Source organism: Streptomyces sp. NPDC059649, assembly GCF_042734445.1.
In the GTDB taxonomy this organism is placed as follows: domain Bacteria; phylum Actinomycetota; class Actinomycetes; order Streptomycetales; family Streptomycetaceae; genus Streptomyces.
This window is the reverse complement of sequence record NZ_JBHWDV010000020.1, coordinates 95,417-120,261: the sequence shown is the minus strand read 5'-3', so window position 1 is coordinate 120,261 and position 24,845 is coordinate 95,417. Positions and strand designations below refer to the sequence as shown.

The following is a 24,845-nucleotide window of genomic DNA, read 5'->3' as shown; positions in this document are numbered from 1 at the left end:
GGAGGGCGCCACCCGGTGGTCACGCTGGGGTTCCGGCTCCTGTGCGGGTGCGGTATGCGCGCTGTTGGCATGCTCGTGAGCAGTATTGGCGGGGTCGTCCGGTGGTGGTTTGGGGGGTGGGTCGGGCGCATACGGTGCAGTTGCGGGTGGGGGTGGGGGTGAGGTCTTCCGAGGTTTCGTCACGGCCGGGTGCCTCGTCGGCGCCCGTGGGGGCTGTTTCGTCACGCGTGGGGGTGTTGTCGGTCGCCGTGGCGGGGGTTTCGTCACGGTGGGTCCCGGGTGGGTCGGGCTGTGTGCCGTGGGGAGGTGAAGGCTTGGGTGTGGGTGGGAGGCTTACGGCGATGTAGTCGAGGATGTGCTGCAGTCCGTTGCGGAACTGGTCGTCGCGTCTGAGGTGGGGCTGATGAGCGGCCTCCGTCACGATCCTGGTGAAGATGGGGTACTTTCCGCTGCTGACCAGTTGGTGGATGCGTGGGGAGCGTCGTGCCATCCACTCCGATTCGCTGAGTCCGCTGCGGCGGACTTCCTCGGCCGTGGTGATCTCTTCGCGCACCGAGCCCTCGATGTGGCTGTTGAGCATGGCCATGATGCGGAGGTTCTCGTCTATGGAGACGAGGGGGTCGAGGGCGCCCATCACCCGTTCGATCAGCAGCAGTTGGTTGGGGCCGAGGCCGGGGAGCGACTGGTGCACGGTGGCGACCCAGGGGTGGCGCAGCCACATCGCTCTGAGCTCGTTGGCGTAGCCGGTCAGGGCTGCTCGCCAGTCGTCGGAGGGGATGTCCGTGATGTCGATCTCGCCCATCAGGTGGTCGGCCATGAGCTCGATGAGGTCGTCGCGGCTCGGGACGTAGCGGTAGAGCGACATCGCGCCGGTGCCGATCTCGGCGGCGATCCGGCGCATGGTGGCGGCTTCCAGTCCTTCGGCGTCGGCGATCCGGACTGCCGCTTGCGTGATCTGCGCGCGGCTGTAGGTCGGCCTGCGTCCCGTAGTGGGGCGCTCGGGCCGCATCCAGATGTTTACGTACTCGGTATCGGACACTGTTCCACCTTCCGCTTGCGTACAGGGTACTCGAAGGTTTAGCCTCATCGAAGTCGCGTACGAGGTACGCAATCGAGGAGGGGTAATGGGAGATCCGATCGTGATCGCCGAGGGGTTGCACAAGACCTTCGGCACCACCCATGCACTGCGGGGCCTGGACCTGAGCGTGCCGCAGGGGACGGTCTGCGGCGTGCTGGGGCCGAACGGCGCGGGTAAGACCACCGCGGTGCGCATTCTGGCGACCTTGTGCGACCCCGATGCCGGGCGCGCCCGCATCGCCGGATACGACGTCGTCGGTGAGGCCGGCAAGGTACGGGCCAGGATCGGGCTCGCGGGCCAGTACGCGGCCGTGGACGAAAAGCTCACCGGCCGCGGCAATCTGCGCATGTTCGGGCGCCTGTACCGCCTGTCCCGGCGCGACGCGCACCGGCGGGCCGACGATCTGCTGGAGCGCTTCGGTCTGACGGAGGCCGCGGACCGCCCGGTCGGCGGCTACTCCGGCGGTATGCGGCGCCGCCTCGACCTGATCACCTGTCTCATCCAGCGCCCCGAGGTGCTGTTCCTGGATGAGCCGACCACCGGCCTGGATCCCCGCAGCCGCGGCGAAATCTGGGACAGCGTGCGCGAGCTGGTGGCGGAGGGCACCACGGTGCTGCTCACCACGCAGTATCTGGACGAGGCCGACCAGTTGGCGGACGACATCGCCGTCATCGACCACGGGCAGGTGATCGCCACGGGCACTCCCGACGAGCTGAAGGCCACGATCGGCGACCGCCTCGACGTCACCCTCGAAGACCCCGCCGGGCTGCCTGGGGCGACGACCGTACTGCAGGCCCTGGCCGGAACCGATCCCACGGTGGAGGGCGCCGACCAGTTGAGCGTTGCCCTGCCCGACAGCAGATTCCGGCTCGCCCAGATCGTGCGCGAACTCGACCGCGCCGGGATCGCCGCGGCCGATGTGCGGCTGCGCCGTCCCACCCTCGACGAGGTGTTCCTGCGCCTCACCGGCCAGAAGGAGCACGTCTGATGACCGCCACCACCCCGCCCACGGGCCGTCTGCGCTGGGCGTTCTCCGACGGACTGACCCTGGTCGGCCGTGAGTTGGGACGACTGCGGCAGGAGCCCGGGCAGATCATCGCCGCGCTGGTCTTCCCGGTCATCATGGTGGTGCTGTTCGGGTACATCTTCGGCAGCGCGATCACCGTGCCGGGCGGCGGCAACTACCGCGAGTACCTCATGCCCGGGCTGTTCGCGATGGTGACCTTCACAGCGTTGCAAGGGGTCATGGGACGGACGGCCACCGACGCCTCCAAGGGCGTGATGGACCGGTTCCGCTCCATGCCGATGTCGCGCCTGGCGGTGCCGTTCGGGCACACCGGCGCCGACTCTCTGATCGGAGTACCGCTGATGGCCGCCATGGTGGTGACCGGCATGCTGGTGGGCTGGCAGCCGCACCGCGGACTGATCCCCACGGTCCAGGCGTTCCTGCTGTTCATGCTGCTTCGATACGCGCTGAGCTGGGCGGGTGCCTATGTGGGCCTGCTGGCCGGGAACGAGCAGACCGTCGCCCAGCTGTCGCCGCTGTTCCTGCCGATCACGATGGTGTCCAACGCGTTCGTCCCGACCGACGGCATGCCCGCATGGCTGCGGTTCGTGGCCGACTGGAACCCGGTGAGCGCGATGACCGCCGCGGCCCGGGAGCTGTTCGGCAACCCCGGGATGGCGACGTCCGGGGACATGCCCTGGCCGCTCGCCCATCCGGTGGCCACCGTCCTGCTCTGGTCGGCCGCGCTGCTGGTGGTGTTCGTCCCGCTGTCGCTGCGCGCCTACACGCGCTCGGGACGGTGAACGTCCGGGCCGGTCGGGCCGTTAAGGCCGGTCGGCCCGGACAATCCTGGCCGTTGATCCGCGAAGGTGATCGCGAGGAGGCCGTCCGGCACCCGCGGCCACGCCGAAGGCGCGGGTGCCTGGAGCGGAGCTCACTCGAGTTCGTCGACCAGGGCGAACAGCTCCTCGTCTGCCGCATCGTCGAGGTCCGTGCCCACCGCCCGCTCGCCGGGGTTCGCGCCGGTTGGGGCGGTACCGAGCAGGTGGTGGAGCCTTGCCACCGCCTCCGGTTCGAGTTGGCCGCCGCGGATCAGTGACTCCAACTGGTCGAGGAGCGGCGCCGTGTGGCCGGCCGTCAGCAGGCTGCGCAGCTTCTCGGCCAGTGTGACGGGAGTCGGATAGTCGAATACCAGGGTGGCGGGTAGCCGTTCACCTGTGATTCTCGCGAGCCGGTTGCGCAGTTCGACGGCTGTCAAGGAGTCGAATCCCAGCTCGGTGAACGGGGCGTCGGGTTTGATCGCGGAGGTCTCGTCATGTCCCAGTGCGGCGGCGACCTCGCGTCGGATCAGATCGAGCACCGCGGCCGGCTCTGTCCAGGTGATGCCGGATGGCGGTCGGACGGCCTGGGGCCGACCGGCAGTGGGTTGCGCCGCCTGCCCGGGCCGGGGCAGGAGATCGCGCAGCACCGGGGGCGGGTTGGGGGCGGCCCGGTTGATCGCGGTCACGGCGATCACCGGCTTCCGGGGGCCGGCGGCTGCCGGGTCGGTGATCTGCGATGTGGCGGCGTCGAAGGCGGCGAGGGCCTCCGGCTCGGGGATCGTACGCAGCCCGAGCGCACCAATCCGCCTCAGGTCCGTTGCGGAGAGTCCGTCGCCCATCCCCCTCTCCCACAGTCCCCAGGCCAGCGAGACCGTGGGCAGCCCCCGCGCGTGGCGATACTCGGCCAGGCCGTCCAGGAAGGTGTTCGCCGCCGCGTAGTTGGCCTGCCCTGCGGTGCCGAGCAGGCCGGCGAACGAGGAGTACAGCACCAGGGGGCTGTCGCCGGCCAGTTCGTGCAGATGCCAGGCGGCATCGATCTTGGGCCGGAGCACGGCGTCGACCTGCTCCGCGGTGAGCCCGTCCACGGTGCCGTCGGACAGTGTTCCGGCCGCATGGACGAACGCGACAGGCCGGTGGCGCTCGACGAGCTCGGCCAGTGCGGTGCGGTCGGTCACGTCGCACGCCGCCGGGATGATCTCCACGCTGTCGCCGAAATGTGCGTGCTCCGGTACGGTCCCGCTCCTGCTGACGAGCAGCAGCGAGCGGGCGCCGTGCCGCTCCGCCAGGTGCCTGGCCAGAACCGTGCCCAGCGCACCGCTCGCGCCGGTGATCATCACGGTGCCCTCGCGCCAGACAGTCGGGACACTCCCCCGCTTCGCGGGGTCCGCCGGTCGGGGGGCGGCTGTCGGCGCGTATCGGACCAGCCTGGGGACGAGGACCTGCGCTTCATCGACCCGTATGTGCGGCTCGTCGCCGATGTCGGTCTTGGCCAGGAGTTCGTCGAGGGTGTCGCGGACATCGACGGCACCGCCCCGATCGGGGCACTCCACCAGCACGAGTCGGCCGGGGTGTTCGGTCGCGGCGCTCAGGACCAGGCCGCGGACACCGGCATGGGCGATGTCGTCGCCGACCACCACGGCGAGCCGTCCGGTGGCGTCGGAGTCCAGCCGGCCACGCAGCACATCGAGGGTGTGATGTACGGCGTGCCGGGCGCGCTGGGGCAGGGGGCCGGTGCCGGCGTCGACCTGCACCACTTCGCAGGCGCTGCCGCCGCTGGGTGTGTCGGCGGTGGTTGCGGGCTGGTCGAGGGCGCGCCAGATCGGGGTGTACGTCAGGTTCCGGCCGGCTGCGGCGCCGGCCGGGAGGCCGGTGAGCGGGCGCAGCGTCAACTCGTCGACCTCAAGCAGGACATGGCCCTGGTCGTCGGTGACCAGCAGGCGCACCGACTCCGGTCCTGTTGGGGTGAGCCGGGCCCGCACAAGTGTCGCGTCCGCCGTCGCGGCCCGGGCGTGGAAACGTACTCCGGACCAGGCGAAGGGCAGTGCTGCGGGACGAGGGTCGGCGACGTCGGGGAGCAGCGCGTGCAGGGCGGCGTCCAGCAGGGCCGGGTGCACGAGGAACCCCGCGGTGGGAGCGGGCAGGTCCGTCGACGCCTGGCACTCGGCGAACAGTTCGTCTCCGTGCCGTTGCAGGTGTCGCAGTCCCTGGAAGGCGGGTCCGTAGTGGTAGCCGTGCTCGGTGACCCGGTCATACATTTTGGTGAGGTCGATCTGTGTCATGTCGTGCGGCCACGGCTCAGGGTCGGGGGCGGGCCGTGGTGCTCGGGTGTCGAGGGTTCCGACGGCGTGTGTGGTCCAGTGGGGGTCGTTGTCGTCGTCCTCGTTGCGTGAGAAGAGCGTGATGTCGTTGCCGTCGACGACCATCTGGAGGGTGAGTGCCCCGGTGTCCGGCACGATCACTGGTTCGGTGAGGGTGAACTGCTCCAACGGGCCTGCTGACGCGGCCAGTTCGAGCAGTGCGGTGCCGGGCACGATCGCGGCGCCCTGTACTCGGTGGTCGGCCAGCCAGGGGTGGGTGGACAGTGACAGCCGGCCGGTCGAGACAGTGGTGTTCTCGCCGGTGGCGAGGTCGACGACGGCGCCCAGGATCGGGTGCTGCGCGGAGCGCAGTCCAACGCCGGTCAGGCGGGGCTGTGGGGACGGCGTCAGCCAGAACCGCTTGCGCTGGAAGGCGTAGGTCGGCACGTCGGTGTGCCGGGCGCCCGGGAGCACCGCGCTCCAGTCGATGTCGGTTCCTCGGGTGAACAGGGTGCCGAGGGCCGTCACGGCGGTGTCCGCTTCGGGCTTGCCGGCTCGTGTCATGGGTACGGCGGTCAAGGTGTCGTCCTCGTCGGCCGGGAGGCCGGCGGCGATCATGCCGGTGAGTACCGCATCGGGGCCTACTTCGACCAGTGTGCGCACGTCCTGGTCCTGTGCGGTGCGCATCGCCTCGTGGAACCGGACGGTTGCCCGGATCTGGTGGACCCAGTACTCGGGGTCGGTCCATGCGTCGCAGTGCGCTCCGGTGACCGTGGAGATCACGGGGATCGTCGGGGCGTTGTAGGTGAGGTTTCGGGCGACTGCTTGGAAGTCGTCCAGCATCGGGTCCATCAGCGGGGAGTGGAAGGCATGGCTGACCGGGAGCCGTTTGGTGCGTACTGCCTTGCTGGTGAACCGCGACTGTACGAAGGGCAGCAGCGCGGTGTCGGGGCCGGACAGCACGATCGAGGTGGGACCGTTGACCGCGGCGAGTGCCACGTTGTCGGGCAGGTCGCGCTCGTCGAGTTCGGCTGCGTTCGCCGCGACGGCGACCATCGTCCCGCCGGGGGGCAGGGCCTGCATGAGGCTGCCGCGGGCGGCGACCAGCCTGGCGGCGTCGGGCAGTGAGAGCACTCCGGCGGCGTGTGCGGCGGCCAGCTCGCCGATGGAGTGACCGAGTACGAGGTCGGGGTGGACTCCCCAGGACTCCATCAGACGGAACAGGGCCACCTCGACGGCGAAGAGCGCGGGTTGGGCCGTGCCGGTTTCGTCGAGGCCGTCTCCCGTGGTGATCGCTGTGCGGATCGTCGCGCTCAGCGCGGGGTCGAAGTGCGTGCACACCTCGTCGAAGGCTGTCGCGAACGCCGGGTAGGTGGCGGCCAGTTCGCGTCCCATGCCGGTGCGCTGTGCGCCTTGTCCGGTGAAGGCGAAGGCCAGTTTGCCGCCGGCTGTTTTGACCGGGGTCGCGTGCCGGAGGGCTTGCGCGGATGTCGCCGCGATGCGGTACGGCATCGGGGAGCGGGTGGCCAGGGTGTACGCATGGTCCGTGGTGGACAGGGGGGTGACCCGCTGTGCCTGGTCGGCGAGGGCTTCCTCGGAGCGGGCCGACAACACCCAGGGGATGGGGGGTGGCGTCGGTGCGGTGGGGTTCTTGGCGGTCGGGGTCGATTCGGCCTCGGCCTCGGCCTCTTCGATGATCACGTGGGCGTTGGTGCCGCCGAAGCCGAAGGAGGACACGCCGGCGCGGCGGGGATGTTCCGCGCGCGGCCACGGGCGGGCCTCGGTGAGCAGTTCGACGTTGCTGGTGGACCAGTCGACATGCCGGGAGGGGGTGTTGACGTGCAGCGTGGCCGGAGCGATGCCGTGCCGCATGGCCTGGACCACCTTGATGATGCCGCCGATGCCAGCGGCCGCCTGGGCGTGCCCGATGTTCGACTTCAGCGAGCCCAGCAGCAGCGGGTTCGCTCGGTCACGTCCGTATGCGGCGATCACGGCCTGTGCCTCGATCGGGTCACCGAGCCTGGTACCGGTGCCGTGTGCCTCCACCAGGTCGATGTCGGCAGGGTGCAGTTCGGCGGAGTCGAGCGCGGCCTGGATGACCCGTTCCTGGGACGGGCCGTGCGGCGCGGTCAGCCCGTTCGAGGCGCCGTCGGAGTTGACCGCCGAGCCGCGCAGGACGGCGAGCACCCGGTGTCCGTTGCGTCTGGCGTCCGACAGTCTCTCCAGGAGCACCATGCCGGCTCCCTCGGACCACGCGGTGCCGTCGGCGTCGTCGGAGAACGCCTTGCACCGGCCGTCGGCGGACAGACCGCGCAGGCGTGAGAACTCCACGAACGGGGTCGGTGTGGACATCACCGTCGCGCCGCCCGCCACCGCGAGGTCGCACTCGCCTCGCCGCAGTGCGTTCGCGGCCAGGTGCACCGCGACCAGTGACGAGGAGCAGGCGGTGTCCACGGTGAGGGTCGGTCCCTCGAATCCGAAGGTGTAGGCGAGCCGGCCCGAGGCGATGCTGCCCGCGCTGCCGCTGTAGAGGTATCCCTCTGCCTCGTTGGCCGGCAGGTCGGGGCGGGACCCGTAGTCGCTGTACATGACGCCTACGAACACGCCGGTCCGGCTGCCGCGGAGGGTCTGTGGTCTCAGGCCTGCGTTCTCCAGCGCCTCCCAGGTGGTCTCGAGGAGTTGGCGCTGCTGCGGATCGGCGGCCGCTGCCTCGCGCGGTGAGAGGCCGAAGAATTCGGCGTCGAAGAGGTCGGCGTCATGCAGGAATCCGCCCCGGTCGGTGGTGGAGGTGCCGGGGTGGTCGGGGTCGGGGTGGTGGAGGTCGCCGGGCCAGCCGCGGTTCACGGGGAAGTGCGAGGTGGCGTCGCGGCCGTCGGCGACCAGCTGCCAGAGGTCCTGCGGTGAGGCGACCCCGCCGGGGTAACGGCAGGCCATGCCGACGATCGCGAGCGGTTCGTCGGTGTGGTTGGTCGTGGCTGCCGTGCGTCTCGCGTCGCGGGCTTGCTCGGTGTCCTGGGCCAGGAACGCGGCCAGTGCCTGGGGGGTGGGGTGGTCGAAGACGAGGGTGGCGGGGAGCCGGCGTCCGGTGGCCGCGATCAGCCGGTTGCGCAGATCGACGCCGGCCAGCGAGTCGAATCCCTGCTCGTTGAACGGCTTGCTCATCTCGAGCGTGTTGGGGTCGGTCAGTGCGAGCACGTCGGCCGCGACCGTCCGGACGAGGTCGCGGGCTTGGTCCTCCGCCAGTGCGTGTGCGGCAGGCCGGGCCGGCGCGGCCTGCCGGTTGTTCGCCGGGCTCCGGCGCCGCCTGACCAGGCCCCGCAGAACGGCCGGGACGGCACCTGTTCCGGTGTCGGTGAGAGGGGCCGGCTGCAGGGCCGCGGGGACCGGCAGCGCGGTGTCTGCCGTCACCGCTCGGTCGAAGAGTGTGAGCCCTTGCTCGGAGGTCAGCGGCGCCACGCCCGACCGGATCCAGCGGTCGGTGCCGGACTCGTCGAGGGAGCGTCCCATGCCTTCCTGCCACAGGCCCCAGGCCAGTGACGTAGCGGGGAGCCCGAGGGCGCGGCGGTGTGCGGCCAGGGCGTCCAGGTAGGCGTTGGCTGCGGCGTAGTTGCCCTGGCCGGCGGTGCCGAGCAGGCCGGATATGGAGGAGAACAGGACGAACTGGTCCAGTTCCCGGTTGGCGGTCAGCTCGTGCAGGTGCCGTGCGGCATCGGCTTTGGCCGCCATGACGGTGGCGATCCGTTCCTCGGTCAGGGCGGTGAGTGTCGCGTCGTCGAGCACACCGGCGGTGTGGATCACTGCGGTCAGGGGGGCGTCGGCCGGTATGTCGTCGATCAGCTCGGTCAGTGCCGCCCGGTCCGTCACATCCACGGCGACCACGCGCGCGCCGTGCAGCTCCGCCGTCAGTTCGGCGGCCCCGGGTGCGTCCGGTCCGCGGCGGCTGGCCAGCAGCAGGTGCCGCAGCCCGTGCCGGTGGTAGAGGTGCCTGGCGATCAGTGCGCCGAGGCCGCCCGTGCCGCCGGTGATCAGGACCGTGCCGCCGGCGTTCCACCCCGCACTGGGCGGGGCGGCGCCGATGTCGGCGGCCCGGGTCAGCCGGGGCACCAGGAGCTGGCCGTCGCGTACGGCGATCTGCGACTCCCCCGTCCGCAGCGCTGCGTCGATCGCGGTCGCCGTATGCTCCGGGCCGGCCGTGCCGGTGGAGTCGGCCAAGTCCACCATGACGATGTGGTCGGGGTGTTCGCTCTGGGCGGTTCGCGCCAGGCCCCACACCGCGGCCGCGGCCGGATCGGTGACGGGCTCGCCCGCTGCGACGGCCACCGCGTTGCGGGTCACCAGGACCAGGCGTTCGTCCCGGTCGTGTTCGGCGGCCACCCACTCTTGGATCGTGTCGAGGTATCGGGCGGCCGCGGCCGCCGGTTCGCCGGCCGAGGTCACCTCGACGGTGGTGGCCCGCAGCGTGTCCGTACCGCCCGGGAGGGTGCCCGCCTGCTGCCAGGCCAGTTCGTACAGCGGAGGGCTGTCGGCGCTGTCGGGGGCCGATGCCCGGAAGGTGAGGCCGTCGACGGTTGCCACCACGGTGCCCGTCGCGTCGGCGAGCAGCAGTTGGTAGGTGTCGTCGGCGTCGGCGGGGGTGAGCCGGGCGTGCAGCCGGGTGCCGGTGATGGTGGCGCCGTGCAGGCGGACCCCGCTCCAGGCGAAGGGGAGCGGCCTCCCCTGCGCTGTGTCGAGCAGTTCGAGCACGATCGGGTGCAGCGCCGCGTCCAGCAGCGCCGGGTACAGCAGGAAGCCGGCGGGTGTCCCAAGGTGTGCGTCCGGCAGCCGGATCTCGGCGTGGACGGCGTCACCCACCCGGCGCACCTGGTGCAGTGCGCGGAAGGCGCCGGTGTAGTCGTAGCCGCGTGCGGCGAGACGTTCGTAGGCGTCGTCGGTCGGCACCGGGTCCGCGGCTGAGGGCCACTCCAGCCGGTCGGCGGCATCGGGATCGGCAGTGGCGGCGAGCAGCAGGCCCGTCGCGTGCCGGGTCCATTCCTGCTCCCCCTCGCGCCGCGAGTGGATTTCCAACTTGCTGTCGTTGACGGTGACTTGGAGTTGGACGGGGCCGGAGGCGGGAAGCTCGAGCGGGCTGTGCAGGGTGAGGTCGGCGACCTGAGGCAGTCCCACCTGCTCCCCGGCGAACAGGGCGATTTCCAGGAACGCCGTTGCGGGCAGAAGAGGCAGGCCGTTGATGTGATGTCCGAGGAGCCAGGGCTGTTCGGCGGACGAGAGGCTGCCCGCGAGGACGACTTCGTTGCGGTCCACCAGTTCCACCACGGAGTCGAGCAGCGGGTGGCCGGCGGTGTTGCGCGCCGGGGTCGGCGGCAGCCAGTACCGGTCGCGTCGGAAGGGATGGGTGGGTTCCTCGCCCCGGGCTCTGGCCAGACCCGAGGCGAAGACGTCCGGCTCGGGGCCGGTGGCCCTGCCGAGAGGGGCGACTCGGGTGATTCCCGCGGACCTGATCAGCGGGGTCAGCGCGGCCGATGGCCCGGCTTCGACGAACACCCCGGCACCGGCCTCGCGCAGGGCGAGGACGGCGTCGTGGAACCGTACGGTGTGGCGGATCTGGGTGACCCAGTGCTCGGCGTATCCGCTGACGTCGGCGGGCAGCGGGCGGCCGGTCACCGTGGAGATCACCGGGAACCGCGGTGGCCGGTATTCGATCGATGTGGTCACCGCCCTGAACGCGTCGAGGACCTCGTCCATGTGGGGCGAGTGGAAGGCGTGGCTGACGGTCAGCCGTGTGACCCTGCGGCCGCGCCCTTGCCAGCCGGCGGCCACTGCCTCGGTGGCGTCGGTGTCCCCGGCTACGACCACCGAGGCCGGGCCGTTGACCGCGGCCACCACTGCTCCGTCGACCAGGGTCTCGGTGATCTCTGCCTCGGTGGCCTCCACGGCGATCATCGCGCCGCCGGAGCGGGCCTGCTGCATCAGCCGGCCCCGGGCGGCCACCAGTTTCGCCGCGTCCGGCAGGGAGAACACCCCGGCCACGTAGGCGGCGGCCAGTTCGCCGACGGAGTGCCCGGCGAGCAGATCGGCGACGAGGCCGTGAGCGGCGGCCAGCTCGGCCAGAGCTACCTCGAAGGCGAACAGTGCCGGCTGGGTGTAGCGGGTCTGGTGCAGCTCGGATTCGGTGCCGGCGCCGGCATTGAACATCAGTTGCTTCAGTGGCCGGTCCAGGTGCGGGTCGAACGCGGCGCACACCGTGTCGAGGGCGCGCGCGAACACCGGGAACTGCGCGTACAGTTCCTGCCCCATTCCGGGCCGCTGCGCGCCCTGGCCGGTGAACACCATCGCGGTCGGGGTCTTCTCGCCCTGTTCGAGGACGACATGGGCGTTGGTGCCGCTGATGCCGAACGCGGACACCGCCGCGCGCAGCGGCCGGTCGGCGCGCTGCCATTGCCGGGCCTGGGTCAGCAGCTCGATCTGTCCGGATGTCCAGTCGACCCTGGAGGTGGGGACATCGGCGTGCAGGGTGCGGGGCAGCACCTCGTGCTGCATGGCCTGCACCGCCTTGATGACGCCTGCGATGCCGGCCGCCGCCTGGGTGTGACCGATGTTGGACTTCAGTGAACCCAGGTACAGCGGGGTGTCGCGGTCCTGCCCGTAGGTGGCGAGGATCGCGTCGGCTTCGATCGGGTCGCCGAGCGCGGTGCCGGTGCCGTGTGCCTCCAGGAGATCCACGTCGGATGCGGTCAGGCCGGCATCGGCCAGCGCGGCGTGGATCAGCCGTTGCTGGGACAGGCCGCTGGGTGCGGTCAGCCCGTTGGAGGAGCCGTCCGAGTTGATCGCGCTGCCCCGGATCACGGCGAGCACCGGGTGACCGTTTCGCCGGGCGTCCGAGAGCCGCTCCAGCACCAGCATGCCGACGCCCTCGGCCCATCCTGTGCCGTCGGCGGCTGCCGAGAACGGCTTGCAGCGGCCGTCGGCGGCCAGTCCGTGCTGGCGGGAGAACTCCTCGAACATGCCTGGTGTGGCCATCACGGTCACCCCGCCGGCGAGTGCCGCCGATGCCTCGCCGCTGCGCAGTGCCCGGACCGCCAGATGCAGTGCGACCAGCGACGACGAGCAGGCCGTGTCCACGGTGAGGGTCGGCCCGACACAGCCCAGTTGGTAGGCGATCCGGCCCGACAGGACGCTGGTCGTGGTTCCGGTCAGCACATGGCCTTTGACGTCGTCGCCCGCTTCGTGCATCCGGGGGCCGTAGTCGGATGCGGTGCCGCCGACGAACACGCCGGTGTGGGTGCCCTCCAGGGACTTCGGGTCGATTCCGGCCCGTTGCAGCGCTTCCCATGAGGTGTGCAGCAGCAGCCGCTGCTGGGGGTCCATGGCCAGCGCTTCCCTGGGTGAGATCCCGAAGAACGCCGGGTCGAACTCTGCGGCGCCCTCGAGGAATCCGCCGACCGGGGTGTAGCCGTCGCCGGGCTGCCAGCCCCGGTCGGTCGGGAACGAACCGATCACGTCCCGTTCCTCGGAGACCACGCGCCACAGGTCTGCGGGCGATTCGATGCCGCCCGGGTAGCGGCAGGCCATTGCGACGATTGCGATCGTCTCGTCGTCGCGGCCCGTGGCGGGATCTGTCCGGGTGGCCGGCCCGGCCGTGTGCGTATGCCGCTCGGTGTCCAGCTCGATGCCGCTCTCGGTGAGGTGGGCGATCAGCTTGTGGGGCGTGGGGTGGTCGAAGAGCAGGCTGTTGGGCAGGGGTGTGCCGGCGGCCGAGGACAGCTTGTCGAGGAGGTCCACCGTCATCAGCGACGAGAACCCGAGATCGCGGAAGGTGGTGTGCAGGTCCGCGCCCTCGAGGTCATCCGACCCCAGGACGCGCGCGACCTGCTGGGTGACCAGGGCGGCGGTGTCCACTGCGCCGGTGGTGTTGAGGCTGGGCCGTGAGGGTCTGTGTTCGCCGTTCCAGTGCCGCTGCCTCTGGAACGGGTAGCCGGGCAGCCGCACTCGTCTGGCCCGGACGTCCGCGTAGGCCGCTGCCCAGTCGACGTCGGCGCCGCGGACGAACTCGGTTGCCAGATTGGCCAGTTCCCCGTTGGGCGTGTTGGTCGCATCGGCGCCGGCGGCCGGTGCCGCGTCCTGTGTTTCCTCGCCGCTGGTCTGCGAGATCACGTGGGGTGCGGGTGTCGCGTTCGCCACCGCGTCGAGGCCGGTGCGCAGGTCTTGTGCGCCGGCGGCGAGGACGACGGCCCGGTGCCGGAATGCCGTCCTGGTCGTCGCCAGGGAGTACCCCAGGTCGTGCGGGGTGTGGTCGAGGTCCCGGAGGAGGGCGGCATGCGCCTGCAAGGCGGCCGGGGTCCGGCCCGAGACGGGGATCGGCACGGGCCGGGTGTCCGGTTCGGCGTTCGCGTGCCCGGCGTTCGCGTGCTCTGCGGCCGGAGGTTCGCCCAGGATCACGTGGGCGTTGGTGCCGCCCATGCCGAACGACGAGACTCCGGCGATCAGCGGCCGGTCGGGGTGCGGCCATGCGGACAGGTCCGTGTTGACCCTCAGTCCGAGTTCGTCGAGCGCAATGGACGGGTTGGGGGTCTCGAAGTTGAGGCTCGCGGGAAGCCGCCGGTGCCGGATGGCGAGCACGGTTTTGAGCAGTCCGGCGATGCCGGCGGCTCCTTCGAGGTGCCCGATGTTGGTCTTGACCGACCCCACCAGCAGCGGGTCCGCCTCCCCGCCCACCCCGCCGGCCCGCTGGGAGAAGACCGCACCCAGCGCGGCCGCCTCGATCGGGTCGCCGACCGGGGTGCCGGTGCCGTGCAGTTCCACGTACTGCACCTGGTCCGCGCTCAGGCCGGCGCTGCGCAAGGCGGCCCGGAGGACTCGCTCCTGAGCCTGCGGGCCGGGCACGGTCAGGCCCGGGGTCGCTCCGTCGTGGTTGACCGCGCTGCCGCGCAGCACCGCGTACACGTCGTCGCCGTCGGCCACGGCAGCGCGCAGCGGCTTGAGCACCAGGGCGACGGCGCCCTCGCCTCGTACGTATCCGTTGGCCCTGGCGTCGAAGACGTAGGCCCGGCCGTCCGGTGAGAGGCCCCCGAAGCGCTGTGCCCCCAGTGCCCCCTCGGCGAGCAGGTTGAGGTTGACGCCGGCCGCGATGGCGAGGGGGGACTCGCCCGATCGCACGCTCTGGGCGGCCAGGTGGACCGCGACGAGTGACGATGACTGCGCGGTGTCCACGACGATGCTGGGGCCGCGCAGGTCCAGGGCGTACGAAACCCGGTTGGCGATGATCGCTCGGTGCGTGCCGGTGTTCGTGTGCTGGGTGATGGCCCTGTCGCCGCTGCTGAGCACCAGGCCGGTGTAGTCGTCGCGCAGCGATCCCACGAACACCGAGGCGGCCGAGCCGGCCAGGTCGGCGGGGACGGTTCCGGCGTCCTCCAGCGCGGCCCAGGCCAGTTCCAGCACCAGCCGCTGCTGCGGGTCCATGGCCGCGGCTTCGTGTGCGGAGATGCCGAAGAATCCGGCGTCGAAGTCGGCGACCGCGTCCAGGTACGCCCCGAACCGGGTACCGCCGTCGTACCGGGCCGGGCCCGAGATCCCCGCGCGCCGCTCCTGCGGAATCTCGTTGATCGTATGGCGGCCTTGCCTCAGCAGTTCCCAGAATTGTGCTGTCCGGTCCGCCTGGGGCAAGCGACAGGACATTCCCACGATCGCCACGGGCTCGTCGCGGCCGTCCTGGTCGCCGGCATGTCCTGTCGTCATGTGCACAGCTCTTTCTTCGATGCCTTCGGTAGTGGTCTGCGCAGTGGAGGCCGGAGGGTCACAGGCCTTCGTGGGCGGTGGCTCTGCGCTGGTGGTCGTCCTGCACCTGCCGCAGATACGCGCCGTAGTCGGAGGCGACCCCCACCCTTTCGATGGCGGCTTCGAGTCCGGCCAGGTCCAGCGTGCCGACGCGGTAGGCCACTTCCTCGATGCAGGCGATCTGGACGCCTTGGCGCTGCTGGAGGACGCGCACGTAGTTGCCGGCCTCCAGCAGGCTCTCGTGGGTGCCTGCGTCCAGCCACATGGTGCCCCGGCCCAGGTCTACGAGTTGGGCCCGGCCTTCGGTGACGAACCGGCGGTTGAGGTCGGTGATCTCCAGTTCGCCGCGGGGCGAGGGAACAAGCTGCTGTGCGTAGTCCAGTGCTTCGTTGTCGTAGAGATACATGCCGGTGACGGCCATGGTGGAACGCGGCCGCTGCGGCTTCTCCTCGATGTCCACGAACCGTCCGCTGTCGTCGAAGACGGCAACGCCGTAACGCTGGGGGTCGGCCACCGAGTGGCCGAAGAGTGTGGCCCCCGAGAGCTTTACCACCTGCTCCTGCAGGACGCGGGCCAGGTCATGGCCGTGAAAGATGTTGTCACCGAGTATCAGCGCGACCTGTTCGTCGCCGACGAACTCGCGGCCCAGGACCAGCGCGTCCGCTATGCCGCGCGGCTGGTCCTGCTCGAGGTAGGACAGTTCGATGCCGAGTCTCTCACCGTCGCCGAGCAGGCTGCGGTACTGGTCGATGTGGCCCGGCATGCTGATCACCAGGATCTCGCGGACGCCGGCCAGCATGAGCACCGAGAGCGGGTAGTAGATCAGCGGTTTGTCGAAGACTGGCAGCAGTTGTTTGGACAGCACCTGTGTCAGTGGGCGCAGTCGTGTGCCGGACCCGCCCGCAAGAATGATCCCGCGCATCAGCCGTGCGCCTCCTGTCGCTGTCTTTCGGTGTGTTCGTCGTCGGTCGTCTTGCGCAGTGGCTCCCACCAGGACGGATGGTCGCGGTACCACGCGACGGTGGCGGGCAGGGCCTGGTCGAGCGAGTGGTGCGGCCGGTATCCCAGTTCGCGGGCGGCCTTGGACCAGTCGACGCAGTAGCGGCGGTCGTGGCCCTTGCGGTCCTCGACCCAGTCGATCCTTTCGGGGCCCGCGCCGAGCAGGCCCAGAATCCGGGTCGTCAGCTCGTGGTTGCTCAGTTCGGTACCGCCGCCGAGGTTGTAGATCTCACCGGGCCGGCCGTGCTCGAGGGCCAGCAGGATGCCCCGGCAGTGGTCCTCGACATGCAGCCAGTCGCGGGCGTTGCGGCCGTCTCCGTAGAGCGGCACCTGCTGTCCTTGCAGAAGGTTGGTGACGAACAGCGGAATGATCTTTTCCGGGAACTGGTAGGGGCCGTAGTTGTTCGAGCATCGGGTGATGCGGACGTCCAGGCCGTGGGTACGGGCGTAGGCGAGACACAGCAGGTCGGCCGACGCCTTGGTCGCGGCGTAGGGCGAGTTCGGGAGCACCGGGTGGCTCTCCGGCCATGCGCCGGATGCGATGGAGCCGTAGACCTCGTCGGTCGAGACGTGCACGAAGGTGCCGACGCCGGTCTGCAGGGCCGTATCGAGAAGTGTCTGGGTGCCCAGGACGTTGGTGGTCGCGAACCGGGACGCGGAGTCGATCGAGCGGTCCACGTGGGACTCGGCGGCGAGGTGTACGACGGCGTCCTGACCGCGCATCACCTCGGCCACCGTGCGGGGGTCGTTGATGTCGCCTTCGACGAACCGCAGGCGCCGGTCGGCGGCGACCGGGTCGAGGTTGGCCAGGTTGCCCGCGTAGGTGAGTTTGTCGAGGACGGTCACCTGCGCCACATCGCGGCGCTGTGTCAAAAGCATCCGTACGAGCGCCGAGCCGATGAAGCCGGCGCCTCCGGTGATGAGCAGCCGTGGGCCGCTACCGGGTGCCAAGGGGCCCTCCCCGTGCCGACCGGTCCCGCGCTTGACGAGGGGTGCCTTGCGTATCCGTCACGTTTCCTCCGTTACCTCGGTTTGTTCGCAGGGGAGTCACCCCTCCTGCGCAGGCGTGGGCCGCGGGCCGGTGGGGCGGTGCGGACCAGGTCCGCCAGCGCGGCGATGTCACGGGCGGTGTACACCTCTCGGATGAGCACCGTGACTCCGAGCTTTGTGCCGATCAGGCTGGTGAGCCGGGAGGCGAGCAGCGAATCGCCCCCCAGGTCGAAGAAGTTGTCGTCCATGCCGACCTGGGTGATGCGCAGCACCTGCGCGATCAGGGCGCACAGTTGCTGTTCCTGTGGTGTGCGGGCAGGCGTGCCGCCGCGGCGTTCGGGCACGGGTTCCGGTAGTGCTGTGCGGTCCAGCTTGCCGCTCTGTGTCATCGGCAGTTCTTCGATCAGGGCGTACAGGGCGGGCAGCAGGTGTTCGGGCAGCACGGTGCGCAGTCGGCTGCGTACGTCGTCGAGCAGGGCGCTGCGGGAGGACCAGTGTCTGCGGGGCTCCACGGCGGCGGGGGCGGGTGCCGGTCGCGTGGTGCGGTCTTCGGGGCGCCGGGCGGTGAGCTGTCGGCTGTGGGGGTCGCATTCGACGTCGTAGCCGTGGGCGGTCAGCAGTTGGGTCAGCTTCTCGCGGCGGTGGTCGGTGTCTTGGGCGGTGACGGCCAGCTGCCGGATCTTGGGCCAGTCCTGTGGGCGCATGCCTTCCAGGGCGTCGTGGCCGGCGTGGTCCTCGTCGATCCTCACCAGGTCGATGTGGCCGGGGCCCTGTTCGGCGATGATCTGCGGCAGGAGGCCCGGGCCGTGGTCGTGGACGAGGGTGTTCAGGCCGTGCAGGGCGGCATTGCGGCGCAGTGCGTCGCGCCGGGTCCGGGTCGGTTCGCAGGAGTAGATCCGGCCGTCGGGGTTTCGGTGTGCGGCGAACAGGGTGAAGAGGCCGATGCCGGCGCCGATGTCGACGATGGTGTCGCCGTTGTTGAGGGTGATGCCGCCGCGCAGGGGCTGCCGGCGGACGAAGATCTCGTCGTAGGCGAGGTCGGTCTCGTGCCGGTCGTGCTGGAAGAGGGCTGTGCCGTCGGGGAGTTCGCCGATGGTGGCGTACGTGGCGGGGTCGGTGCTCTCCAGGCGCAGCAGTTCGCGCACCGCCGCGGCGTGCTTGGCCGAGGGGACGAGGTAGGCGGCCAGGCGTTTGTCCCCGTCGCCGTGGTCGCGTACCACGACCCGGGCTTCTTGCACGGCCGGGTGCTCGGCGAGGGCGGCTTCGATCTCGCCCGGTTCGATCCGGAATCCCCGGATCTGGACCTGGTCGTCGTTGCGGCCCAGGTATTGGAGCGTGCCGTCGGGGAGCCGGCGGACCAGGTCTCCGGATCGGTACATCCGCGCGCCCGGCCGGCCGCAGAACGGGTCGGGGACAAAGCGCTGCGCGGTGAGCCCTGGCCGGTTCATGTAGCCGCGGGCCGCCCCCGCTCCGCCGATGTACAGCTCGCCCGTGGCGCCGACGGGCGCGGGCTTGAGCTGCCGGTCGAGGACGTAGGTGCGAACGTCTGTCAGGCGCCGGCCGATGAGGCTGGTGGTGCGGCGGGTGTCGGCCTCGGTCAGCGAGTGACAGGTGGTGTAGACCGTTGCCTCGGTGGGACCGTAGGCATTGATGAGCTGTGTGCCGCGGTTGGCCGGGCGTGCCATCCAGGGTGTCAGCAGCGCCGTGTTCAGCGCCTCGCCGGCGAGCACCACCATGCGCAGGTGGTGTGGCCCGTCGTCCTCGCCCTGGGCCGCGATGAGTTGCTGGAAGGCGGTGGGTGTCTCGTTGAGCACGGTCACCCGCGAGGTGCGCAGCAGGGTGTAGAGGTCCTTGGGGTTGCGGGCGGTGTCGTGCGGTGCCACCACGAGGGTGGCGCCGTGCAGCAGCGCGCCCCAGATCTCGAAAACCGAGACGTCGAAGGTGAACGAGTGGAACAGCAGCCATACGTCGCGTGCGTCGAAGCGGAACAGGTCGCGTGTGGAGGTGAACAGCCGGGTCACGCTGCGGTGGTCGACCAGGACGCCTTTGGGTACGCCGGTTGATCCCGAGGTGTAGATCACGTAGGCGGCGTGTTCGGGGCCGACGCCGGTATCGGTGAGGTCGGTGTTGTCGAGCGCGGCCCACTGGTGTGCGTCCGCGCGGACATCGACCACGGGTGTTCCCGGGGGGACCGCGTCCTTGGGCAGCGGCAGGTCGGTCAGCAGCAGGCGCGGCGTGCTGTCGCGCAGAACGAGGGCCAGCCGGTCGGCGGGCGAGGCCGCGTCGATGGGCACATACGCGCCTCCGGCCTTGAGCACCGCAAGCACGGCGATCACCAGCTGCTCGGTGCGCTCCAGGCGCAGCGCCACCCGCGCCTCGGGCCCGACTCCCAGGTCGCGCAGGTGTCGTGCCAGGCGGTTGGCCTGTGCGTTCAGTTCCCGGTAGGACAGGCGGCGGCCTTGGAATTCGACGGCCACCGCGTCGGGGGTGGCGGCTGCCACGTTCTCGAACCAGCGGTGGATGCAGGTCGGTTCGCCGGTGTCGGCCGGTATGCGGGTGTCCTGGTCCAGGAGCCGGCGGTGCGCGGTGTCGCTGAGCACGGGAAGCCGTAGGGCGGCAAGCGGTGTGCCCGGTGTGCCCTGCAGGCTGTCGGCCAGGCCGGCCATCGCGGTCTCGAGACAGTCCAGTACGGCGGCGGGGTCGTGGGAGTCGTCGGTGTGTGCCTGGAGGTGGAAGCCTTCGCGGTGCTCGTCGATCGTGACGGTGAGGGCGAAGGGGCTTGGGTTATGTGCTGCGGGTTCGGGCGTTGGTGTGTCGGCCGGTTGCCCGTCACGGTAGTGCAGGGCGGAGTCGGCCGGCGGGAGCGTGGAGCCGTCCGCGGGTGCGCGCAGTGCCTGGTCCATGGCGTGCACCAGGTCGTGCACGCTGCGGTCGGCAAGGTCCAGGTGGAGGGGGCGGGTGCCGCCGTGGGGGCCGTTTGTGGGTCCTTGGCCCGGGAGGCCGGCGAATACCGCGTCGTCGCTGCCGTTGAGTGCCGCGGAGACCAGTGCCCAGCCTGCGTGGAAGAGGACGGCGGGCGGCAGGGACAGCTGCTGGGCGCAGGCCCGGATGCGTTGGCCGAGGTTTCGCTCCAGTGGGCGGTGGGCCCGGTGCGGGTCGCTGCCGGCGGTCTGGGGCGGCTCGGGCTGTGCGGGGGTGGTCGGTACGGTCTGGGCGGTGGGGTCGTCGGGGCCCGTCTGCCTGGAGCGGAGTCGCACATCGAGGGCGATGTCCTGGAGGATCTGGCCGTACAGCGCGGCGATCTGCTGTGCCTGGTCCGGGCTGAACAGGCGTTGCTGGTAGTGCAGGTTCAGGCGCAGATGGGTGCCGTCGGGGTAGGCGAACACGCTTACCGGGAAGTGGGTCTGGGAGTGCAGGCCGATGCCGGTGACGGTGACGCCGCCTTCTGCGGCGGCCTGGGCGAGGGCTTCGCGGTCCAGTGGGAACGACTCGAAGGCGACGAGGGTGTCGAACAGTGCGGGCATGGCGGTGGCGCGTTGGATCTCGGCCAGGTCGCAGTGGTGGTGTTCCAGCAGGGCCGCTTGGCGTTGCTGCAGGTCCCGCAGGATCTGCTCGATGCTCGCGTCGGGGTCGCAGGGGACGCGTACGGGGATGGTGTTGACGAATGCGCCGACCATGCGGTCCGCGCCGGGCAGTGTGGCGGGGCGTGCGGCCACCGCGGCGCCGAACACCACGTCCTGGCGGCCGGTGAGACGGCTGAGGGCGAGGGCCCAGGCTCCCTGCACGAGGGTGTTGAGGGTGACCCCCGCCTCGGCGGCGCGGGCGGGGAGGGCGCGGGCGGCGTCGGCGGGCAGCGGTACGTCGATGTGGCCGATGCCGCCCTCCTCGGCGCGGCCGGGGTCGGCTGTGGGCGTGAGTCTGGTCGGCTCCGTGAGCCCGGCGAGTTCCTTCGCCCAGGTGCGGGCGGATTCCTGTGTGTCCTGCCGGTTACGCCAGTCGAGGTACTCGCGGTAGCTGCGGGCGGGCGGCAGCGAGGCCGCGGCGCCGGGGTCGGCGTACAAGTGCAGCAGGTCCTGTAGCAGCACCGGCAGGCACCAGCCGTCGACGGCTGCGTGGTGGGCCGTGATGACCAGCTCGTGGTGGGCCGCGTCCAGCGTGAGCAGTGTCATGCGCAGCATCGGCGGTGTGGCCAGGTCGAGGCGGGTCGTGCGGTCCGCGGCCAGGGCGTGTTCGTACGCTCTGGTGCGCAGGGCCTCGTCCATGCCGCTCAGGTCAAGGTGCTGCCAGGGCAACTCGACGCCTTCTGCGACCAGTTGGACCAGGGCGCCGTCGGGTCCGGGTGTGCAGCAGGTGCGCAGTGCGGGGTGGCGGTCGAGCAGTGCCTGGGCGGCCGGGCGCAGTCGCGCGGGGTCGACGGGTCCGGAGATGTGCAGCGTGTACTGCACTTGGTAGGTGTCCGCGTCGGTGCCCGATTCGTGTTCCATCAGGGAGTGGACGAGCAGTCCCTGGGGCATCGGCGGTACGGGCCAGATGTCGGAGAGGTGAGGGTGGGCCTGCTGCCAGGTGTCGATGTCGTCCTGCGTGAGTCCGGTCAGGGTCACGTCCGACGGGGCCAGACCGCCCGCTCCGGGCTGGGTGGTGCGCAGGGCGAGTGCTTGGAGTGCCTGGAGCCACAGGTCGGCCAGTTCGCGTATGTCGGCGGCGGACAGGGCCGCTTCGCGGGCATCGAACTCGGCTTCCAGGCAAGGGCCTTGGGCGGTTTCGCAGACGGCGGTGGTGACGGCGAGGTCGGTGGTGCCGGCCGCCGTGGACGCGGTTGTCGTCTGTGGGAGGCGGTCGGTGTGGGTGAAGGAGATCCGGCCGCTGCCGTACTGCGCCAGCACGGGTGCGGTTCTGGGGTTCAGGTGGCGCAGCAGGCCGTAGCCGATGCCCTGGTCGGGCAGGGCGCGCAGCTGCTGCTTGACGGACGCGATGACGGTGTCGGCGGCCTGGCCCGCCGCGAACGCCTCGGGCAGGTCGATGCCGGAGAGGTCCGGTCGGAGGGGGGTGGGCGTGGTGAGCGGGCCGACGGTGCGCGACAGGTCGAAGCCCGGCAGCGCGGCGCGGGCCCGGCCCTGCCGTGTCACGCGGACCAGCGGTGGTGGGGCGCCGGCGCCGCCGCGCCGGGCCCGCCGTGTGGCCAGGGCCATCGCGAATGCCGCGAGCAGGCCGTCGTCGGCGTCGCAGTGGTGGGTGTCCGGGAGGGTGGTCAGCAGGGTCTGGGTGATCTCGGGCGGGACGGTGAGCCGGGAGGTCACCCGTGCGCGGGCCGGTGCCGCGGCCGGGGTGGCGGGGTCGGAGCCGAGACCGGGGTCGGGCGGTGCGACGAGGGCACACCAGTGCCCCAACTCGGCGACACGTTCGGGCCGTTGGGCCTCTGTGGCCAGGGTGTGGGCGTAGTGGCGCAGTGGGGTCGCGAGGGGGGCGAGTCGTGGGGGTGTGCCGTCGAGGATCTGCCGTGCGGCGCTGGTCAGGTCGGATGCGACGATGCGGCAGGACTCGGCGTCTGCGACGAGCGGGTGCAGGGCCACCAGGAGTCGTCCCGGCCGTGTGCTGCCCGCGTCGAACCAGACGCATCGCATCACCTCGCCGGCCGCGGGGTCCAACCGGCCAGCCGCGGTGTCGAGTTCGTGGGCGAGCAGTCGCTCCCACTCCTCCTCCTGCCCTGCGGTACCCGGCAAGGCGAGGCGGTGGATCAGGGCGTCGACGGCCACCGAGCCCGGCGGGGTCACGGTCGCTCCCCAGTCCTGAGGATCCGTCGCTCGGATTCGCAGCGCCTCGTGATGGTCGGTCACCGCGCGTAGCGCGTCGGTCAGTGAGGTGCGGTCCATGCCTGCGGGCAGTTCGACGACGAGAGCCGGTGCGTGCCGGGCCGCCCCGGGGCCGAGGTCGTCGAGGAACCGTGTCGCGGGCAGGTGTGGCAGCCATCTGGCGTCGGCCGTCTCGGGCCGGCCCGGCGCCGGGCCGAAGGAGCCGCCGGCGGTCTGCGCGGCGTCGGCGAGCGCTGCCACGGTGCGGTGTTCGAAGATCTGGCGGGGTTCGATGGGCATGCCGTGGGCTCGCGCCTGTGTGGCGATCTGCAGGGCCCGGATGCTGTCGCCGCCGAGGGCGAAGAAGTCGTCGTCGGTGCCGATCCGCTCGGTGCGGAGGGCTTTGGCGAAGGCGTCGGTGAGCACCTCCTCGGCACGGCTTTGGGGAGCGCGGTAGGGGGCTCTGTGCAGCCGGGGTCGGGGCAGTGCCGCCTTGTCGGTCTTGCCGTTGGGGGTCAGCGGCATCTCGTCGACGACCGTCACCACGCCAGGCACCATGGCTTCGGGCAGTCGTCGGGCCAAGTACGCGCGCAGTTGGGCCGGGTCGAGTCCCGGCCGCAGGTCGATGTGTCCGGCTGCGTCGGCGCGTCGGCCTTCGTGGTGGGGTTCTTCGGGTGCCGGGACCACGTAGCCGACCAGCTGGTTGCCCAGGGTGTCTTGGTGGGCGACCACCGCCGCTTGGCGCACCCTGGGATGTGTGGCGAGGGCCGCCTCCACCTCGCCGGTCTCGATCCGCTGGCCGTGCACCTTCACCTGGTCGTCGGCACGTCCCAGATACTCGAGCTGCCCGTCGGCACGTATCTGGACCATGTCGCCGGTGCGGTACATCCGCTCGCCCGGCCTGCCGAACGGCATGGGCAAAAACCGCGTCGCGGTCAGTGCCGGGCGCCCGAGGTAGCCGCGGGCCAGGCCCGGTCCCGCAAGGTAGAGCTCGCCGGCGCGGCGGCCGTCGGTGAGGGGTGCGAGGTGTTCGTCGAGTACGTAGGCGTGGGTGTCCTGCATCGCGCGGCCGATCGGCACCGTGCCGTCGTCGGGCAGTGGGCTGAATGTGGCCCATACGGTGGCTTCCGTGGGGCCGTAGGCGTTGATCAGCCGTCGTCCGGGGGCCCACTCGGCGGCGAGTGCCGGAGTCAGCGCCTCACCGCCGACGACCAGGGCCCGCAGGTTGCGCAGCCTTTGGGCGCTGCCCGGGGGCAGTGTGGCCAGCACGCTGGGCGGTAGCGTGGCATGGGTCACCGCGCGGTGCGCCAGGACCTCGGCCAGTTCCGCGCCGATCAGACGTTCCTGGCGGGGCACCACGAGCGTCGCGCCGGTGGTCAGTGCCGCCACCAGGTCCCATACCGACATGTCGAAGGTCAGTGCCGCGAAGTGCAGTACCCGGGCGTCGGCGTCGGTGCCGAGGTCGCCGTGGCGCACCGCTTCGGCGCGCAGCGCGGCGAGGCCGGAGTGCGTCACGGTCACGCCTTTGGGCCGGCCGGTCGAGCCCGAGGTGTAGATGACGTAGGCGGCGGCGGCGGTGCCCAGCGGCGAGAGGCGAACGTCGTCGTCCGGGTCCGAGGCCGGTGCCGTCTGCAGGGCCGCCGCGGTGCGCGGTGCGTCCATCGCGACCGCGTCGGTGTTTGTCCCCGTGGGCAGCCGGTCGTACGCGGCCAACGTGGTCAGCACAAGAGCCGGGGCCGCGTCGGAGGCCATGTATGCGAGCCGTTGCGGCGGGTGGCTCAGGTCCCAGGGGAGGTAGGCCGCGCCGGCCTTCATGACGCCCAGGAGTACGGCCAGTTGTTCGGCCGAGCGCGGCATCGCCACGGCGACCCTCTGCTCAGGACCGATGCCGCGGCCGATCAGCCAGTGCGCGATCCGGTTCGCGTGCTCGTTCAGCTCCTGGTACGTCCAGGCCTGGTCGGCCGACTCGAGGGCCGTTGATCGCGGCGTTTGCCGGGCCTGCGCCTCGAACAGCGCGGGGAAGGTGGCCGGGGCAAGGCACGTACCGGCGGGCTGCGCGTCGGCAGACGGTCCTCGTGGGACGTTCACGAATGC

Annotated in this window: 7 protein-coding genes; 2 read left to right on the top strand and 5 right to left on the bottom strand. The window is 71.1% G+C overall.

Annotated features, from left to right (window positions below):
* Positions 1-19 precede the first annotated feature (19 nt).
* Positions 20-1,039, bottom strand: a complete 1,020-nt coding sequence (locus ACFV1J_RS21500) for a TetR/AcrR family transcriptional regulator (RefSeq protein ID WP_385860479.1) — start codon at positions 1,037-1,039, stop codon at positions 20-22.
* Positions 1,040-1,124: 85 nt separating this feature from the next.
* Between ACFV1J_RS21500 and ACFV1J_RS21495 the strand changes: the two genes are divergently transcribed.
* On the top strand, positions 1,125-2,066 hold the full coding sequence (locus ACFV1J_RS21495; RefSeq protein WP_385860476.1) for an ATP-binding cassette domain-containing protein: 942 nt from the start codon (positions 1,125-1,127) through the stop codon (positions 2,064-2,066).
* On the top strand, positions 2,066-2,887 hold the full coding sequence (locus tag ACFV1J_RS21490; RefSeq protein WP_385860474.1) for an ABC transporter permease: 822 nt from the start codon (positions 2,066-2,068) through the stop codon (positions 2,885-2,887). Before ACFV1J_RS21495 ends, ACFV1J_RS21490 begins: the two co-directional genes overlap by 1 nt.
* 131 nt (positions 2,888-3,018) lie before the next feature.
* On the opposite strand, the gene ACFV1J_RS21485 is transcribed toward ACFV1J_RS21490, so the two are convergent.
* From ACFV1J_RS21485 to ACFV1J_RS21470, 4 genes are all read right to left on the bottom strand, one after another.
* Complete coding sequence (locus ACFV1J_RS21485; protein WP_385860472.1) at positions 3,019-14,934, bottom strand: SDR family NAD(P)-dependent oxidoreductase; 11,916 nt, start codon at positions 14,932-14,934, stop codon at positions 3,019-3,021.
* Positions 14,935-14,992: 58 nt separating this feature from the next.
* Complete coding sequence (gene rfbA / locus ACFV1J_RS21480; protein ID WP_385860470.1) at positions 14,993-15,895, bottom strand: glucose-1-phosphate thymidylyltransferase RfbA; 903 nt, start codon at positions 15,893-15,895, stop codon at positions 14,993-14,995.
* Positions 15,895-16,923 carry a dTDP-glucose 4,6-dehydratase gene (gene rfbB, locus ACFV1J_RS21475; RefSeq protein WP_385860468.1) on the bottom strand — a complete coding sequence of 343 codons (1,029 nt, stop codon included), beginning with the start codon at positions 16,921-16,923 and terminating at the stop codon, positions 15,895-15,897. Before rfbB ends, rfbA begins: the two co-directional genes overlap by 1 nt.
* A gap of 71 nt (positions 16,924-16,994) precedes the next feature.
* Positions 16,995-24,839: an amino acid adenylation domain-containing protein gene (locus ACFV1J_RS21470; RefSeq protein WP_385860466.1), complete on the bottom strand. Its 7,845-nt coding sequence runs from the start codon at positions 24,837-24,839 to the stop codon at positions 16,995-16,997.
* Positions 24,840-24,845 lie beyond the last annotated feature (6 nt).

Excerpts from the sequence above, each read along its gene's own strand:
- ACFV1J_RS21490 (WP_385860474.1), top strand. The coding sequence starts at position 2,066 with ATGACCGCCACCACCCCGCCCACGGGCCGTCTGCGCTGGGCGTTCTCC.
- ACFV1J_RS21495 (WP_385860476.1), top strand. The coding sequence starts at position 1,125 with ATGGGAGATCCGATCGTGATCGCCGAGGGGTTGCACAAGACCTTCGGC.
- ACFV1J_RS21485 (WP_385860472.1), bottom strand. The coding sequence starts at position 14,934 with ATGACGACAGGACATGCCGGCGACCAGGACGGCCGCGACGAGCCCGTG.
- rfbA (WP_385860470.1), bottom strand. The coding sequence starts at position 15,895 with ATGCGCGGGATCATTCTTGCGGGCGGGTCCGGCACACGACTGCGCCCA.